This window comes from Mesorhizobium sp. C416B (genome assembly GCF_030323165.1).
GTDB lineage: Bacteria > Pseudomonadota > Alphaproteobacteria > Rhizobiales > Rhizobiaceae > Mesorhizobium.
In genome coordinates this window covers 1,415,919-1,431,241 of sequence record NZ_CP100471.1, presented here as the reverse complement: position 1 = coordinate 1,431,241, position 15,323 = coordinate 1,415,919, and the positions used below count along the sequence as shown (strand labels likewise).

Annotated in this window: 19 protein-coding genes; 11 read left to right on the top strand and 8 right to left on the bottom strand. The window is 62.8% G+C overall.

Annotated features, from left to right (window positions below; genetic code table 11):
• Positions 1-8: 8 nt before the first annotated feature.
• Positions 9-857, top strand: a complete 849-nt coding sequence (locus tag NLY43_RS07300; RefSeq protein WP_031198851.1) for an AraC family transcriptional regulator — start codon at positions 9-11, stop codon at positions 855-857.
• On the opposite strand, the gene NLY43_RS07295 is transcribed toward NLY43_RS07300, so the two are convergent.
• From NLY43_RS07295 to ygfZ, 3 genes are all read right to left on the bottom strand, one after another.
• Positions 826-2,958, bottom strand: a complete 2,133-nt coding sequence (locus NLY43_RS07295) for a putative bifunctional diguanylate cyclase/phosphodiesterase (protein WP_023709775.1) — start codon at positions 2,956-2,958, stop codon at positions 826-828. The genes NLY43_RS07300 and NLY43_RS07295 overlap by 32 nt on opposite strands.
• Before the next feature lie 67 nt (positions 2,959-3,025).
• Positions 3,026-3,664, bottom strand: coding sequence for an HD domain-containing protein (locus NLY43_RS07290; RefSeq protein WP_023670260.1), 639 nt, complete (start codon positions 3,662-3,664; stop codon positions 3,026-3,028).
• The gene (ygfZ, locus tag NLY43_RS07285) at positions 3,664-4,524 is read right to left on the bottom strand and encodes a CAF17-like 4Fe-4S cluster assembly/insertion protein YgfZ (RefSeq protein WP_023709774.1); all 861 of its coding nucleotides are present in this window, start codon (positions 4,522-4,524) and stop codon (positions 3,664-3,666) included. The genes NLY43_RS07290 and ygfZ overlap by 1 nt, the downstream gene beginning before the upstream one ends.
• Positions 4,525-4,606: 82 nt before the next feature.
• Between ygfZ and NLY43_RS07280 the strand changes: the two genes are divergently transcribed.
• The 3 genes from NLY43_RS07280 to NLY43_RS07270 all read left to right on the top strand — a co-directional run bounded on the left by NLY43_RS07280 (position 4,607) and on the right by NLY43_RS07270 (position 7,011).
• Entirely contained in the window at positions 4,607-5,938 is a 1,332-nt protein-coding gene (locus tag NLY43_RS07280) for a dihydroorotase (protein WP_023709773.1), read from the top strand.
• Positions 5,939-5,992: 54 nt separating this feature from the next.
• Positions 5,993-6,220, top strand: coding sequence for a hypothetical protein (locus tag NLY43_RS07275; protein WP_027049982.1), 228 nt, complete (start codon positions 5,993-5,995; stop codon positions 6,218-6,220).
• Between the two features lie 62 nt (positions 6,221-6,282).
• Positions 6,283-7,011, top strand: a complete 729-nt coding sequence (locus tag NLY43_RS07270; RefSeq protein ID WP_023684480.1) for a nucleotidyl transferase AbiEii/AbiGii toxin family protein — start codon at positions 6,283-6,285, stop codon at positions 7,009-7,011.
• Positions 7,012-7,032: 21 nt separating this feature from the next.
• On the opposite strand, the gene NLY43_RS07265 is transcribed toward NLY43_RS07270, so the two are convergent.
• From NLY43_RS07265 to NLY43_RS07250, 4 genes are all read right to left on the bottom strand, one after another.
• Entirely contained in the window at positions 7,033-7,836 is an 804-nt protein-coding gene (locus tag NLY43_RS07265; protein ID WP_023705384.1) for a hypothetical protein, read from the bottom strand.
• Between the two features lie 106 nt (positions 7,837-7,942).
• Complete coding sequence (locus NLY43_RS07260) at positions 7,943-8,200, bottom strand: hypothetical protein (protein WP_023673564.1); 258 nt, start codon at positions 8,198-8,200, stop codon at positions 7,943-7,945.
• A 328-nt stretch (positions 8,201-8,528) separates the two neighbouring features.
• Positions 8,529-8,906 (bottom strand): TIGR02301 family protein, encoded by a 378-nt coding sequence (locus tag NLY43_RS07255; RefSeq protein ID WP_023705383.1) that lies wholly within the window; start codon positions 8,904-8,906, stop codon positions 8,529-8,531.
• A gap of 67 nt (positions 8,907-8,973) precedes the next feature.
• The gene (locus NLY43_RS07250; RefSeq protein ID WP_031198921.1) at positions 8,974-9,381 is read right to left on the bottom strand and encodes an NUDIX hydrolase; all 408 of its coding nucleotides are present in this window, start codon (positions 9,379-9,381) and stop codon (positions 8,974-8,976) included.
• Positions 9,382-9,507: 126 nt separating this feature from the next.
• On the opposite strand from NLY43_RS07250, the gene NLY43_RS07245 reads away from it, so the two are divergent.
• Positions 9,508-10,266: an SOS response-associated peptidase gene (locus NLY43_RS07245; RefSeq protein WP_023709772.1), complete on the top strand. Its 759-nt coding sequence runs from the start codon at positions 9,508-9,510 to the stop codon at positions 10,264-10,266.
• A 134-nt stretch (positions 10,267-10,400) separates the two neighbouring features.
• Here NLY43_RS07245 and NLY43_RS07240 read toward each other — a convergent pair whose 3' ends face one another.
• Complete coding sequence (locus NLY43_RS07240; protein WP_023673568.1) at positions 10,401-10,556, bottom strand: hypothetical protein; 156 nt, start codon at positions 10,554-10,556, stop codon at positions 10,401-10,403.
• 390 nt (positions 10,557-10,946) lie between these two features.
• Between NLY43_RS07240 and cysS the strand changes: the two genes are divergently transcribed.
• From cysS to pip, 6 genes are all read left to right on the top strand, one after another.
• Positions 10,947-12,380, top strand: coding sequence for a cysteine--tRNA ligase (gene cysS, locus NLY43_RS07235; protein WP_023709771.1), 1,434 nt, complete (start codon positions 10,947-10,949; stop codon positions 12,378-12,380).
• Between the two features lie 178 nt (positions 12,381-12,558).
• Positions 12,559-12,963, top strand: a complete 405-nt coding sequence (locus NLY43_RS07230) for an endonuclease domain-containing protein (RefSeq protein ID WP_023709770.1) — start codon at positions 12,559-12,561, stop codon at positions 12,961-12,963.
• Positions 12,960-13,346, top strand: coding sequence for a VOC family protein (locus NLY43_RS07225; RefSeq protein WP_023673572.1), 387 nt, complete (start codon positions 12,960-12,962; stop codon positions 13,344-13,346). Before NLY43_RS07230 ends, NLY43_RS07225 begins: the two co-directional genes overlap by 4 nt.
• A 22-nt stretch (positions 13,347-13,368) precedes the next feature.
• Complete coding sequence (locus NLY43_RS07220; protein ID WP_023687308.1) at positions 13,369-13,875, top strand: GFA family protein; 507 nt, start codon at positions 13,369-13,371, stop codon at positions 13,873-13,875.
• Positions 13,872-14,348, top strand: coding sequence for a GFA family protein (locus NLY43_RS07215; RefSeq protein WP_023687309.1), 477 nt, complete (start codon positions 13,872-13,874; stop codon positions 14,346-14,348). Before NLY43_RS07220 ends, NLY43_RS07215 begins: the two co-directional genes overlap by 4 nt.
• Before the next feature lie 8 nt (positions 14,349-14,356).
• Positions 14,357-15,313, top strand: a complete 957-nt coding sequence (pip, locus tag NLY43_RS07210; protein ID WP_023709769.1) for a prolyl aminopeptidase — start codon at positions 14,357-14,359, stop codon at positions 15,311-15,313.
• The last annotated feature ends 10 nt before the right edge of the window (positions 15,314-15,323 follow it).

Sequence of the window (15,323 nt, the reverse complement as noted above, 5' to 3'; positions counted from 1 at the left end):
GATTGACCGTGTCTGGAATTCAACAGCCTCAGGAGACGACGCAGTTCTGGCGTCATCCGCGCTTTCGCGATCTTGGCATGCTCAAGGCGCGCTTCACGCGGCATCGCTACCAGCTGCACACGCACCCGACCTATGTCGTCGCCCTGATCACGCAAGGGTGCGAGCGGGTCCGCATCGGCAACGAGACTGTCCTCGCGCCGTCGGGCACGGTTCTGCTCGTCGATCCGGAGATATGGCATGACGGCGAGGCGGGTGCCGACCAGGGTTGGGCTTACCGCACCTTCTATCCGTCGGCCTCGCTCATGGGTGCGATCGCGGACGAGCTCGGGCAGGATCGCCCGCCGTTGTTTTCGCAAGCGATCGTCGATGATGCCGATCTCGTCCAGGCAGTAGGCGTCGCGCACTTGGCTTCGACATCGAATGATGCCACCAGCGCCGAAACATCCATGCTGATCGCCTTGCGCAAGCTCATCCTGCGCCATGGCGATTGGGGCGGCCGGCGGCGCGAGGCGGTCGAAAGCTTCGGATCGAAAAGCCGGCTCCGGGTCTATGAACAGGTCATCGAAGACCATCTGAACTCGGACCTCGATTTGCAGCGGCTCGCTGAAGCCGCAGGCGTGACGCGCTTTCAAGTTATCCGCGATTTCAGGAAAGTGCTGGGTCTCACCCCTGCTGCCTTCATCCGTGACCGCAGGCTGCGCCGTGCCGATCTGCTGATCCGGCAAGGTTCAGATCTCGCCGGTGCCGCCTTTGCGGCCGGCTTCTCCGACCAAAGCCATCTCTCGCGCACCTTCCGCGCCGCGCATGGAATGACGCCGGGGATGTTCAGGCGCGCCGGGACGCTGCCCTCGTCTTGAGAAGTCGAGCCATGTCGGCGGCCTTTGACGGCATGCCGATCAGAAAGCCCTGCGCCTCGACGCAGCCAGCCTTGCGCAATATGTCGAGCTGCGCTTCGGTCTCGACGCCTTCGGCGGTGACGGTGATGCCAAGTTCGGCACCAAGCCCGATGATCGTGCGCACGATCGCCGCCGTGTCCTTGTTGTCGATATCGTGGATGAAGGAGCGGTCGATCTTGATCTTGTCGACGGGAAAACGCCTGAGATAGCCGAGCGACGAATAGCCGGTGCCGAAATCGTCGAGCGCGATGCGGATACCGAGTTCGCGCAGCTGCCTCAGCGTCTTCAGCACCGTCTCGCTCTCATCCATCAGCACGGTCTCGGTGATTTCCAGTTCGAGCCGGCTGGCCGGCACACCGGAAACGGCCAGCGCCGAAATCACGCTGCGGGCAAAGTCGGCGCTTCTGATCTGCACTGCCGAGACATTGACGGCGATGCGCATTCCAGGCGGCCAGCCGGCGGCCACGCTGCAGGCCTGTTTCAGCGCCCATTCGCCCAGCGGAACGATCAGCCCGCTGTCTTCGGCGGCTGCGATGAAATCGTCGGGCGCCACCAGGCCGCGCGTCGGTGAATTCCACCGCATCAACGCTTCGGCGCCGACGATCTTGCCCGACGCGATGTTGGTGATCGGCTGGAACTCCAGCACGAACTCCCGCCGTTTCAGTGCCGTCTCGAGATCGGTTTCGAGCGCCAGGCGCGCCCGCACCAAGGCATCCATGCCGGGCTCGAAAAAGCGGTAGACGTTGCGGCCTTCGCTCTTGCCGCTGTAAAGCGCCATGTCGGCGTTCTTCAAAAGCGTGTCGGCGTCCTTGCCGTCACCGGGATACAGCGCGATGCCAAGGCTGATGCCGACATGCATGTCGCGGCCCTTGTCGCGAAACGGCTGGCTGACGACAGCGACGATGCGTTTTGCCAGTTGTTCCGCATCGGTGGCGCCTTTGGGATTGAACTGCAGGATGGCGAACTCGTCGCCACCGAGGCGGGCGACCACATCGGTGTCGCTGCGCAGGCTGTGCCGCAACCGCTCCGCCACGCATTTCAGCAGCCAGTCACCGGCCGGGTGTCCCCAGGTGTCGTTAACGGCCTTGAAGCGATCGAGGTCGAGCGAGAAGATCGCCAACGGTGTATCGCCGGTCATCGCCTGGTCGAGCCGTTCGCGAAACATCGAGCGGTTGGGCAGGTCGGTCAGCGTGTCGTAATGGGCAAGGTGGCTCATGCGCTCTTCGGCGCGCCGGCGCTCGGTGATGTCTTCGAAGGTCGCCACCCAGCCGCCACCGGTAAGCGGCCGGCGCGCAACCAGCAGCGTTCGGCCATCGGCAAGGCTGCGGTCTGTCGAACGCTCCTCACCGGCCTGCAGGCTGGCTCTGGTGTTGGCGATCTCGCCGTCGATTTCCATCGACGGATAGATGCGCAGTCGCACCATCTGTTCGAGCAGGGCGCGCTGGCTCATGCCGAGCGGGAAGTCGTCAGGCGTGACCTTGTAGAGGTCGAGGAAGCGCTGGTTGCGCACGATCAGCGTGCCTTCGGCGTCGTACATCAACAGGCCTTGCGACATGTTGGCGAGCGCCGCATCGAAGCGGCGGTGCTGCTCCTTCAGTTCCTGCTCGGCCCGCCTTTGCTCCGTAATGTCCTCATAGATCGACACCCAGCCGCCTGAGGCCAGCGGCCGGTGCGTGATGGAAACGATGCGTCCGTCCGACAGTATTTCCTCGTAGGTCGAGGCTTGCGCGCGCTCGATATAGGGCTTGCGGATGGCATACAGGTCTTCGGCGCTCTGTGAGGCGACACCGATGTCGACGCTGTGCTTTAGAATGTCCAGGAACGCGATGCCGGGCCGCACGATCTTCGCGTCGAGGGAGAAGATGCTGATATAGTTGCCGTTGCAGATGATCATCCGCTCGTCGGCGTCGAACATGCACAGCCCATGCGACATATTCTCGACGGCCGCGGAAAAGCGCTCGTTCTGGTGGCGCAGTTCGTCGGCGATCTGCCGTGGCGCGGCGACGCCTCCGGCTCCCCGTCTGCGGACGGGCGAACCACCCTTGACGTGCGCAACGGACATGAGGCGTGCCTGCTGACCGTGATCGAAACCCGGTACTGTGGTTACCGCTGGTTAATTTAGCGTATGTTCACTGCGCCGAATGCACGGCAACCGTTGCCTGGCGTTGCTTTTCAAGCGTTGCGTAGCGTTTGAGGAAGGCAGCTTGCGCCGAGGTCACCGAGTGCGGCTTAAAGTCGAAGCGGTCGGCATTGAACCCGCGCGGCCGGCCGAAGAACTCGGTTGCTTCCGCGGTCGAGAAACCGGCAAGCAGCGTCGCCTCGTAATAGGCGGCGATCTGGTCGGCGCGCTTGATCTCCTTGCGCAAGCCGACGCCGAGTTCGGGCGGCAGCGAAAAGCGCTGATGGATGGCGCGCTGGAGACGCAGCTCACACTCCTTGTAGGAGCCGCCCATTACCGATTTGAACGGCGAGATCATGTCGCCGATGACATATTCCGGCGCGTCATGCAGCAGTGCTGCCAACTGAGCGTTGGCCGAGGCGTCCGGCTGCAACTCGCTGAACAGCGCCTCGACCAGCAGGGAATGCTGGGCGACCGAAAAGGCGTGATCGCCGCGGGTCTGCCCGTTCCAGCGGGCAACGCGGGCAAGCCCGTGGGCGATGTCTGAGATTTCGATGTCGAGCGGCGAGGGATCGAGCAGGTCGAGCCGCCGCCCCGACAGCATGCGCTGCCACGCGCGCGGTGGCGCTCCGACGCGATCGGCAGCCATCAGGCGTCCTCCGCGCCGATGGCTTCCCTGGGAAAGCTGAACTTCGCCCAGGACGGGATGGCGAGCGAGACGGTGACATCACCGGCCAGTACCGGCTGGCCAGCGTCGAGCGCCGCCTTGACCCGGTCGATGCGGGCAATGGCGAGTCCGGCCGTGCCCGCGCTGGAACCGAGCGTGCCGACCGGCCGCCCCGCAACCGTCAGCTCCGAGCCCGGCGCGGGCAAGGCATGGTCGGCCGAAACGATCAGCACGCGCCGCCTGGCGGTGCCGCGATGCTGCATGCGCGAGACCACTTCCTGGCCGACATAGCAGCCTTTCTTGAAGCCGACGCCGCCGGTCTCGTCGAGCAGCACGTCGTGAGGGAAGGCATCGCCGAGCTGATAATCGGGACCGCTTTCGGCAATGCCGTTGGCGATGCGGAGCGTCTGCCATGCAGCCGGATCGCCACCTACGGATGCGCCGCCATAGGAACGGCTCACAACCACATCGCGGAAGCGGGCATCGGCAAGTGTCGTTGAATCAGAAGGTGAGGCGCTTGAATCATCGCCCCACGCAACCGTCACAAGCACTTGATCCTGCTTCGCGATCTCGGCCTTGGCGCGCAGCTTGTAAAGCATCAGCCGGCGCAGGAAGTCGTCTGCGACGTCGGCACGGCAATCCAGCCGGAATCCGTCCTCGCCGCTACGCGAGATCAGGAAATCAAACAGGATCTTGCCTTGCGGCGAAAGCAGCGCACCGGGTTTTGCCGCACCGGCGCCCAGCGTGTCGAGGTCGGTGGTGAGGATGTTCTGCAAAAAATGCTCGGCCTCCGGGCCTGACACAGAAATGAGAGCGCGGTCTTTGAGCAGGGCAAAAGGCATGGGCGGCAAAGAACCTGATCTTGCAAAACGGTCGGCCTTTACGTAAGCCGACGATACTCCCCCCGCAAGAGACCGAACGCCCATGGCCACCACCTACGACCTCATCCTGACTGGCGGCACGGTGGTCAACCATGATGGCGAGGGCGCGGGCGATGTCGGCGTCAAGGGTGGTCGCATCGTCGCAATGGGCGATCTTCGCCAAGCTTCGGCCGGCGAAGCGATCGACTGTCGCGGGCTGCACGTCCTGCCAGGCGTCGTCGACAGTCAGGTGCATTTTCGCGAGCCGGGGCTGGAGCACAAGGAAGATCTGGAGACGGGCTCGCGCGCGGCTGTGCTGGGCGGGGTCACCGCCGTCTTCGAAATGCCCAACACCAATCCGCTGACCACCAGCGAGGCGGCGCTTGCCGACAAGGTGCGCCGCGCCACCAGCCGGATGCATTGCGACTTCGCCTTCTGGGTTGGCGGCACGCGCGAGAATGCCGATGATGTCGGTGAGCTCGAGCGGCTGCCGGGTGCTGCCGGGATAAAGGTGTTCATGGGCTCGTCCACCGGCGACCTGCTGGTCGAGGACGACGAGGGTGTCGCATCGATCCTGCGCAACACCCGCCGCCGTGCCGCCTTTCACTCGGAGGACGAGTTCCGGCTGCGCGAGCGCCTGGGCCTGCGCGTCGAGGGCGACCCGTCATCGCATCCCGTCTGGCGCGACGAGATCGCGGCGCTTCGCTGTACCGAGCGGCTGGTGCGCATCGCGCGAAACACCCGCGCCCGCATCCATGTGCTGCATATCTCCACTGCCGAGGAAATCATCTTCCTCCAACAGCACAAGGATGTCGCCACCTGCGAGGCGACGCCGCACCATTTGACACTCGCCGCCGACGACTATGCGCGGCTGGGCACGCTGATCCAGATGAATCCCCCGGTTCGCGCGGCCCGCCATCGCGACGGCGTCTGGCACGGCATTGCGCAAGGCATCATTGACGTGCTCGGCTCCGATCACGCCCCGCACACGCCGGCCGAGAAGGCAAAGCCCTATCCGGCCTCGCCGTCTGGCATGACCGGGGTGCAGACGCTGGTGCCGATCATGCTCGACCATGTCAATTCAGGCCTGCTGACCCTGCAGCGCTTCGTCGACCTCTCCAGCCACGGCCCGCAGCGCATCTTCGGCATGGCCAGGAAAGGCCGCATCGCCGCCGGCTACGATGCCGATTTCACCATTGTCGACCTCCAGCGGCGCGAGACCATCACCAATGCGCAAGCCGGCTCCAGGGCCGGCTGGACGCCCTATGACGGCAAGGAAGTCACCGGCTGGCCGATCGGCACCATCGTGCGCGGCCGTCGCGTGATGTGGGAAGGCGAGATCGTCACGCCCGGGCAGGGCAGGCCGGTAGAGTTTTCCGAGGCGCTGCCGGCTTAGCGGTTTCTTGCTGCGTTGGATTTTTTAAGCGCTATCCACTACGTTAAGGGCATTATGAACGCAGATATCGCGCCCATGATCGTCCCTGCGGAGTTTCCGGAGCTCCAGGCGCTCGCCTGGAACCGCGATGCGGCACGCCCGATTCCGGCCGAAGAGGCATTTGCGCTGTATGAGCGTAATTGGCGGTTTGTCGATCAAAAGCGTCTTACTGTGCGTGAGAAGATGCTTATCCAAAGTTTGGCAGACAAATTCGGTCACGGCGTGCTCTTGACCGCCGGCTGATTTCCCTCACCTGATCGTTCCTCGCAGCCGGAATATCAACAGGACACACCGCGAGCGTCATGATGGAATTCAAGAGGCCCGAGCACCAGATCATTGCCGAAGCGCTCGGGTTGATGGATCGCCATTTCCTGACCGCAAACCAGTGCTGGTTCGGCGGTGGCACTGCGATCGTTATGAAATTCGGGGAATATCGCCGCTCACTGGATGTGGACTTCCTGTGTGCCGACAGTGATGGCTATCGCGAATTGCGGACCTCCGCAGCCGAACGTGGCGTCAGAGCATTCTTTCCTGAGCCGGTCGAGGCTGTTCGGGACTTCCAGATCGATCAATATGGCTTGCGGACGATCGTGCGGTTGAAAGGCCAAACGATCAAGTTTGAAGTCATCCGCGAAGGCCGCATAAAACTGCGAGGCCATTTCGACGACGATCTGAATGTATCCGCCCTGGTCCCGGCGGATATGTTTGCCGAGAAGTTGCTGGCGAACGCGGATCGATGTCAGGACCGTGCAATTGCATATCGCGATGCCATCGATCTTGGAGTGCTGGTTGGCATCTATAAGGAAATCCCGAGCGACGCTGTTGGCAAGGCGAAGGCGGCCTATGGCGTGGATATCGAGCGCAAGGTGGCTTGGGTGGTAAACAGGCTGCGGGACAAGGAAGAATTGCGGCATGCCGCCGAGGTGCTGCAAATGGATCCCAACGCGGCGGTCGAAGCGATTTCGGCCCTTCGAAATGAAGGTATCCGCATATGGCCTGACACAGGCCTCGAGCTTTCTAGCCCTAGCCAGTAGCCATCCCAGGGGAATCGCCGTTCAATCCCCGGCGACGAAGAATGTCCACTGCCCGGCCGGCGTGATGCCGACGCGGTAGAAGATGTAGGCGCCGAACTGCTTCATGTCGTCATAGTCGCCGGCGGTGACGATCTTGAACAGTTCGACCCGCTGTCTGGCGTTGAGCTTGTCCAGCGGCAGGGCGAAGAAATACGGCCAGACATAGAGTTCCTGCGGTGTGCCGACGTCTACATGGACATAGCCGGCATTGAGCACCTCTTCCAGGATAGCGAGGATTTCCTGACCTTCCTTGTCGCCCGATAGCCCTTTCAGGAACGCGATCGGGTCGCCCTCGATTTCGCCCAGCGACAATTGGGTCATGGTGTCGCCCTTGCCGATCAGCGGCCGCAGCTTCTCGATGTCGCCGCTGACGCAGGCCTCGACCATCAGATCGCGCATGCGCCTGACGGGCTCCGGCAATTTGGAAAGGTCGTAGACGACTTCAGGCACCGGCCCTTCGGGATCGGCACTTGGGTTGGCCACGCCGCCATCGTTGGCGGGGGCTTCCGGTTGGCTTTGTTCGGGCTCCGTGGGCGATTTCGGCTGGCTGGCGGCCGGTGGCGCCGTGCCGGGCAGATCGGGCATTGGCACTGAATTTTCAGACGGCGCCGTCTCACCATTGGCTGGTGGCCCGGCAGGAGCTGGAAGCTCCTCGCGCTTGATCTCGCTCAGCGCATAGGCAGGGTTGCTGGTCAGGACAAGCGCCAGCGGAACCGCGGCGCAGGAAGCGGCAAGCCAGATGCTGAGGACCACGCCGCGAGGCCGGCCTGACATCGAAAAATTCACCGCTTGCCTCTCCTCGGGCCTAGGCTCTTCAGGCATGATGCCCAAACGACTCGCCGTCGTCAAAGAACCGGTAAGCTGGCAGTGCACCCTCTGAGACGCGCGACGCCTAGTGCCGAAACCGCTCCGGCTCAAAGGCGCCGGCGATCACCTTTTCACGCATGCGATCGAGCAGGGCAAGGGCCGAGGTTTCGCCATTGGCTCGCAGCATCTCGCCGAACGCGGTTTCAAGCGCTGCCTCGGCGATGATTTCAGGTTCTATGCCGGCCGACAGACCTTCCGCCCAGGCCTCGCTATGGCTTTCCACCGCGGTCAGGCGCTTTTCTTCCCTGACCAGCGCGTCGATGTCGTTGACGCCATGTTCCATTTGCGATGTCCACCTTTTCAAGCGGCGGTCCGACGGGTCGGATCCGGCTTGGGCTGCCCCTATCTCACGCAGGCTAAGTAAGTATCTGTAAATACGACATTTTTTTGATCGTCTTTACAAACTTCGTCGCCTGCGTTCGGTCCGATTCAAACTTAGCCGATTAGACCGGTGAGGGGGATGAAAACCTTCAGTTTGAGTTAATTCCGCATTCGCGCGCTAACGTTTCGTTAATGCTGTTGCGCAAGTGCAACACCAAGATTGCATCAACGTGCCGTGGATACAAGGCGGGTGCTCGAAAAGGCGTTGGCTAAACGCCGTCTGGCGCTCGTCAGTTGCCGTAACGCGAGGCGATGTCGCGCGACAGCGTCTCGCCTTCCTTCATGTAGCGGCTGATGGCTTCGGTCGCTGACGGCGTGCATTGGGTATAGGTGCCGCCGAAGGAACGGTAACCGCGGTTGAAGCTGGCGATGAAGCGGGCACGCCGCTCCGGATCGGGATTTTCCGAATCGATCAGCTTTTCCATCTCGGTGCGCCACTGGTCGCCCTTTTCGCCGCACAGATTGCGCAGGAAATGCAGCGACCCCAGCACCTCGGCCAGTCGCATCAGCCCGGGCTCGAACGGCGACTCGGCGGCCAGCGCCGGCTGCACGGCAAAAGCCGTGGCGGCGGCGATGCATGCGGCAAGGAACAGCGAGGTGCGGGTCATAAGTCTATCTGACGAAACATTTTGTCGCTTGCAAGGCGATTCTCGGAGCGGCAGATATCGGCCTGCTTCAGGCCAAAAGCTCTTCAGCCACCTCCATGACGTCACCCGCGAGCGGCAGCGTCGCCATTTCATCAAGACTATAGAAGGCGGCGGTCTCGGCATCGTCGCTGGCCGTCGCTTCGCCGCCGGCATAAACGGCGCCGAACACGGTCAGCAGATAGTCGACCGGGTGGTTCTCGCCGCTGCCGTCGATGTGGATGTCGCGAAGCGGACGATAGCCCTGCGCCCGCAGCCCGGTTTCCTCCAGCAATTCGCGCGACGCTGCTTCTTGCAGCGTCTCGCCGGGCTCGACCTTGCCGCCGGGAAAGGCATAAAGCCCCTGCGACGGCGGCCGCGCCCGTTTGACCAGCAGCACCGTCCTGCCGCGCACGACGGCGACCGAGACTGCGGGAAGTGTCTTGCGCTGCTCGTTCATCGATCTCGTTTTCGCCTATGTGAGGCCAGACCCTTGTGGACCGGCCGGCGGCATTGAGCTTTAGCGGTTGCGCAACGCCGGTTCCATCGCCACTTTCGCGATCGGATCATTTCATCGAGCTTGCCAATGTGCGGACGCTTTGCCCTGACGGCCAAGCCGGACCAGACCGCCGCCTTGCTCGGCCTGGCGGAGCTGGAGGATTTTCCGGCCCGCTACAACATCGCGCCGACGCAGCCGGTGCTAATGGCGCTGTCGGGACCGCCGCGCATGCCGGGCTCGAATTTCCCGGATCGCCAGGCGATGCTGGTGCGCTGGGGGCTGATCCCCACCTGGGTCAAGGACACCAGGGAATTTCCGCTGCTCATCAACGCGCGTTCGGAAGGCGCTATTGAAAAAGCCTCGTTCAAAGCCGCCATGCGCCATCGCCGTGCCTTGGTGCCGGCCTCCGGCTTCTATGAGTGGCAGCAATCCGGCAGCGGCAAGAAGGGCCAGCCCTACTGGATACGGCCGAGGCGTGGCGGGTTGATCGCCTTTGCCGGGCTGATTGAAACCTATTCCGAGCCGGGCGGTTCGGAAATGGACACCGGCGCCATTCTTACCGTCAACGCCAATGCCGGCATCGCCCATATCCATGACCGGATGCCGGTGGTGATCGCGCCTGAAGATTTTGACCGCTGGCTGGACTGCCGCACGCTCGAACCGCGCGATGTGGCCGACCTGCTCAAACCCGCGCTGCCCGATTTCTTCGAGGCAATTCCGGTCTCCGACCTCGTCAACAAGGTCGCCAACACCGGGCCGGAGATACAGGACATGGGCATCGTCGAGCCCGGCAAGGTCAGGCGCCAGAAGCCCGGCGCGGACGGCAGTCAGATGACGCTGTTTTAGAGCGCGTTCCCAAGAAGCCAGTCCGGCCTTCGGGAAGAACCTGCTCAATAGGAAGAGCTGTTGTTTCAGGCGCGCTATGGGGCCTCAGCCTTCCGTTCCGGCGCACGCCTTGTCGGCGGCGGCACGATGCCTGTTCAGGCAGCGCGGGGCGAAGTGATTTTCGGCGCCGGCTTTTTATTCTTCGCGGTATGGAGAAGGGCGGCGACGATCGCGGCCGGGCCGATCGCACGGTAGTGGTTGGCGAGCGCCGGTTGCTTGGCGCGGCTCGATTCCTGCTTGGTTCGTGACATCGATCTCTTCCCTGGTAACATTTCCGTGTCTGCGTTTGCCGGCCGAATCTGACCGAATCGTGACCTATGGTGGACTAGCCGGCGAATGTTTCATGACTGTGCCGACATGTTTAATAAAATGTTTCAGCGGCTCCTGACCTATGATCCAGCGACGCTTTTGCCGGAAGTTGCGACTTGACGGCAACACCGGCCAAGGCGATAAAGCCGCCGATGAAAACGTTTTTCGCCATTTGTGGCATTTGCATTATTGGCTAGCTTCGCGCTGGTCCGGACGTTTTCGCCTCATCTTTCCCCAGAGTGGACAAACGCCCCGGCCAGCAGGCTGGAGCCCGATTTGTGCCTTGGCACAGGTAGGCTCCATCCAGAACTTAACGGACCGGAAGGGCACGCATGTCTGACGCATCGAAGGGTCTCAGCCTCTACAACACGCTAACGCGGACGAAGGACGTGTTCGTCCCGATCGACCCGTCGAATGTGCGCATGTATGTCTGCGGTCCGACCGTCTACGACTTTGCCCATATCGGCAATGCGCGTCCGGCGATCGTCTTCGACGTGCTGTTCCGTTTGCTGCGTCACCTCTACGGCGAGGCTGGTGTCACGTATGTGCGCAACATCACAGATGTCGACGACAAGATTAACGCCCGCGCGCTGCGCGATTTCGGCGCCGAGATCGCGTCGGGAAACCTGACGCTCAACGAGGCGATCCGCCGCGTCACCGAAAAGACCGCCGACCAGTACCACAAGGATGTCGCCGCACTCGGTTGCTTGCCGCCTACGGTCGAGCCGCGCGCCACCGAGTTCGTTGCGCGCCGCGCCGACGGCAAGGTTGACATGATCACCCTCATCGAACGTTTGATCGAACGCGGCCACGCCTATGTCGCCGCCGGCGAAGTGCTGTTCGACACCGCCTCGATGCCGGATTATGGCGAGCTGTCGAAGCGCAATCTCGACGAACAGCAGGCCGGTGCGCGAATTGCCGTCGACGCTCACAAGAAGAACCCGGGCGATTTCGTGCTGTGGAAATTGTCGTCACCGGAAGAGCCCGGCTGGGACAGCCCGTGGGGCAGGGGCCGTCCGGGCTGGCACATCGAATGCTCGGCCATGTCGGCCGCCTATCTCGGCGATGTCTTCGACATTCATGGCGGCGGCCTCGATTTGATCTTCCCGCACCATGAGAACGAGATCGCCCAGTCGCGTTGCGCCCACGGCACCGACGTCATGGCCAATGTCTGGATGCACAACGGCTTCCTGCAGGTCGAGGGCCAGAAAATGTCGAAGAGCGTCGGCAATTTCTACGCGATCGCCGAACTGCTGGAGACCGAAACTTTCGGCGGCCGCAAATGGCCGGGCGAGGTGCTGCGTCTGGCGATGCTGATGACGCATTACCGCGAGCCGATCGATTTCTCCGTGCGCAAGCTGGAGGAAGCCGAGAACACGCTGCGCAAATGGAAACGCGCGGCTGACCTGGCGCCGTCGGCAGGGCAAGTCCCGGCGGAGATTGTGGCGGCGCTGTCGGACGACCTCGCCACCTATGCCGCCTTCCAGCAGCTCACGCAGCTTGCCGGTGAGGCCGCGGAGGGCAACGAAGCGGCCGCATCGCTGAAGGCATCGCTGTTGTTCCTCGGCTTCGATATCGGCGCGGCCGCCGTGGATGAGGACAGCGTTGCCAAGTCGATCGCGCAGCGCCTGGAGTTCATCGCCGCCAAAAACTGGGCCGAAGCTGACCGCATCCGCGACGAGCTTCTGGAGCAAGGCGTGCAGCTGAAGGACGGCAAGGATCCTGTCACCAACGAACGCGTGACGACGTGGGAGGTGAAGCGGTGAGGGTGGCGCTAGGCACCCACCTCTGTCCTGCCGGACATCTCCCCCTCAAGGGGGGAGATTGGACGGCGCGTCGGCTTTCGCCAATCGCCGACGTTCAAGGGTTGGAGCCGTCATTGAAACTGCTGATCTCCCCCCCTGAGGGGGAGATGTCCGGTAGGACAGAGGGGGGTGCCTCGCGATGAACCATTATCGCGTATCTCCCATCAATCGCGGCAACGCGCGCAAGATGCGCAAAGCCATGACAGAGGCAGAACTAAAAATCTGGAATGAGATACGCGCCCACCGGCTCATGGGACTGGCCTTCCGGCGCCAGATGCCGATCGCCGGTTACATCGTCGATTTCGCCTGCCCTATCAAAAAGCTGATCGTCGAGTTGGACGGTTCTCAGCACGCTCAGGCCGAAGCATCAGCATCTGACGCCGCGCGAACCGCCAAGCTGGAAGCGCTGGGCTGGACCATCCTGCGCTTCTGGAAGGACGACGTCATCCGCGATATCGACAATGCCTGCCAGCACATCGTCATCGGGGCCGGCTTGGCCGGCGCCGACGTGCCGGCGCCAGCAAGGGAGGAGCTTGTTTCATGATCGACCATCTCGGCATCAATGTCGCCGACTTCGACGCGTCGAAAGCCTTTTATGACCAGGCGATAGCGCCGCTTGGCGCCTCGCTGATCTACATGGTGCCACTGGAATATACCGGCGGCGCCAAGGTCGGTGGCTATGGCCGCGACCGGCCGGTGTTCTGGCTGCAGGCCAGCGATGACAAGCCGAGGACCCATCAGCACGTCGCCTTCACCGCGCGCAGCCGCGCCGAGGTCGACGCCTTCCATGCCGCGGCGCTCGCCGCCGGCGGCAAGGACAATGGCGGGCCGGGGCTGCGCCCGCATTATCACCCGGACTATTACGGCGCCTTCGTCTTGGATCCCGACGGCAACAATGTCGAGGCCGTCTGCCATGCGCCCGAATGACTATGAAACGGAGTGAGACGCCATGAGCCTCGACAACCGGCCGATCTACACCGGTGGCTGCCAGTGCGGCGCGGTGCGCTTTCGCGTCGAGGGTGCGCTGGGTGACGCCTCGATCTGCCATTGCCGCATGTGCCAGAAGGCGTTCGGCTCATTTTACGCGCCCCTGGTCTCGGTGCGTGGCGCCAAACTCGACTGGACGCGCGGCGAACCGAAATATTTCGCCTCGTCCAGCCATGTCGATCGCGGCTTTTGCGCCAATTGCGGCACGCCGCTGACCTTTACCGCGCCCGACGGCATCGGCCTCGCCATCGGCGCCTTCGACAATCCGGCTGATATCGTGCCGCTGATCCAGTGGGGCACGGAGGCAAAACTTCCCTATGTCGATACCATCCCGCAATTGCCGGGCGAGGACACTATGGCCGACATGTCGTCGGCGCCTTATCTCGCCGAGCTCGTCTCCTACCAGCATCCCGACCATGACACCGAACAATGGGACACCGAACACCGGCCGCCAGAGGGAAAATCATGACCGATGAAGTTCGAACCGGCGGCTGCCAGTGCGGTGCCGTGCGTTTCCGCATCAAGGGCAAGCTCGGCCGGGCGTCCATCTGCCATTGCCGCATGTGCCAGAAACAGTTCGGTTCGTTTTTCGGCGCGCTGGTGACAGTGCCCAAGGATGGCGTCGAATGGATGCGCGAAGAGCCCACCTATTTCCAGTCGTCGGTCAACATCGATCGCGGCTTCTGTGCCCGCTGCGGTACACCGCTGACCTATCGCCAACCTGGCGCACTGGAGATCGCCATCGGCGCCTTCGACGACCGCTCCGATCTGGCGCCGCAGATCCAGGTCAACTACGCGGTCCGATTGCCTTGGGTGGAAACGATCTTTGACCAGCCCATGCATCAGGATCCGGATTTCTACTCCCGCCAGGAGCAGATCATCTCCTTCCAGCATCCCGACCACGAAACCACGGACTGGCCCGCGCACGGCCTGAAGATATGAGCAATGAAATGAACAGTGAACTTCGTACTCTTTATCCAGAGATCGAGGCGTACGAGTCCGGCATGCTCGATGTCGGCGACGGCCATCATATCTACTGGGAGCGCTCCGGAACCAGGGGCGCCAAGCCGGCCGTTTTCCTGCATGGCGGTCCCGGCGGCGGCTTCTCGCCAAAACATCGGCAATTGTTCGACCCGAAGCTTTACGACGTCATCCTGTTCGACCAGCGCGGCTGCGGGAAATCGACACCCAACGCCTCGCTCGAGGCCAACACCACCTGGCACCTGGTTGCCGACATCGAGCGGCTGCGTGAGATGTGCGGCTTCGAAAAATGGCTGGTGTTCGGCGGCTCGTGGGGCTCGACGCTGGCGCTGGCCTATGCCGAGACGCATCCTAATCGCGTCAGCGAGCTTGTCGTGCGCGGCATCTACACGCTGACCCGCGCCGAACTCGAATGGTACTATCAGTTCGGCGTCTCCGAGATGTTCCCCGACAAATGGGAGCGTTTCCTGGCGCCAATTCCTGAAGCCGAGCGCGGCGACATGATGGCCGCTTACCGCAGGCGGTTGGTCGGCGCCGATGGCAAGGCGCAGCTGGAAGCCGCCCTTGCCTGGAGCCTGTGGGAAGGTGAGACGATCACGCTGCTACCGGAGCCGGAGACCAGCGACAAGTTCGGCGAGGACGACTTCGCCATCGCCTTTGCCCGCATCGAGAACCACTATTTCGTCCACGCCGGCTGGCTGGAGGAGGGGCAGCTTCTGCGCGATGCCTATAAGCTCGCGGATATTCCCGGCACAATCGTCCACGGCCGCTACGACATGCCGTGCCCGGCGCGCTATGCCTGGGCCCTGCACAAGGCCTGGCCGAAGGCGGATTTCCACCTCATCGAAGGCGCCGGCCATTCCTATTCGGAGCCGGGGATTCTGGATCGGCTGATACGCGCGACGGATGGGTTTGCGAGGAAATGACAGCGCGTGG

Coding starts and splice junctions, on each gene's coding strand:
- NLY43_RS07240 (WP_023673568.1), bottom strand. CDS start 10,556: ATGTCACGAACCAAGCAGGAATCGAGCCGCGCCAAGCAACCGGCGCTC.
- ygfZ (WP_023709774.1), bottom strand. CDS start 4,524: ATGCCTTTTGCCCTGCTCAAAGACCGCGCTCTCATTTCTGTGTCAGGC.
- NLY43_RS07220 (WP_023687308.1), top strand. CDS start 13,369: ATGAGCCTCGACAACCGGCCGATCTACACCGGTGGCTGCCAGTGCGGC.
- NLY43_RS07280 (WP_023709773.1), top strand. CDS start 4,607: ATGGCCACCACCTACGACCTCATCCTGACTGGCGGCACGGTGGTCAAC.
- NLY43_RS07225 (WP_023673572.1), top strand. CDS start 12,960: ATGATCGACCATCTCGGCATCAATGTCGCCGACTTCGACGCGTCGAAA.
- NLY43_RS07260 (WP_023673564.1), bottom strand. CDS start 8,200: ATGGAACATGGCGTCAACGACATCGACGCGCTGGTCAGGGAAGAAAAG.
- NLY43_RS07230 (WP_023709770.1), top strand. CDS start 12,559: ATGAACCATTATCGCGTATCTCCCATCAATCGCGGCAACGCGCGCAAG.
- NLY43_RS07255 (WP_023705383.1), bottom strand. CDS start 8,906: ATGACCCGCACCTCGCTGTTCCTTGCCGCATGCATCGCCGCCGCCACG.
- NLY43_RS07290 (WP_023670260.1), bottom strand. CDS start 3,664: ATGGCTGCCGATCGCGTCGGAGCGCCACCGCGCGCGTGGCAGCGCATG.
- NLY43_RS07295 (WP_023709775.1), bottom strand. CDS start 2,958: ATGTCCGTTGCGCACGTCAAGGGTGGTTCGCCCGTCCGCAGACGGGGA.
- NLY43_RS07275 (WP_027049982.1), top strand. CDS start 5,993: ATGAACGCAGATATCGCGCCCATGATCGTCCCTGCGGAGTTTCCGGAG.
- NLY43_RS07270 (WP_023684480.1), top strand. CDS start 6,283: ATGGAATTCAAGAGGCCCGAGCACCAGATCATTGCCGAAGCGCTCGGG.
- NLY43_RS07215 (WP_023687309.1), top strand. CDS start 13,872: ATGACCGATGAAGTTCGAACCGGCGGCTGCCAGTGCGGTGCCGTGCGT.
- pip (WP_023709769.1), top strand. CDS start 14,357: ATGAACAGTGAACTTCGTACTCTTTATCCAGAGATCGAGGCGTACGAG.
- NLY43_RS07245 (WP_023709772.1), top strand. CDS start 9,508: ATGTGCGGACGCTTTGCCCTGACGGCCAAGCCGGACCAGACCGCCGCC.
- NLY43_RS07250 (WP_031198921.1), bottom strand. CDS start 9,381: ATGAACGAGCAGCGCAAGACACTTCCCGCAGTCTCGGTCGCCGTCGTG.
- cysS (WP_023709771.1), top strand. CDS start 10,947: ATGTCTGACGCATCGAAGGGTCTCAGCCTCTACAACACGCTAACGCGG.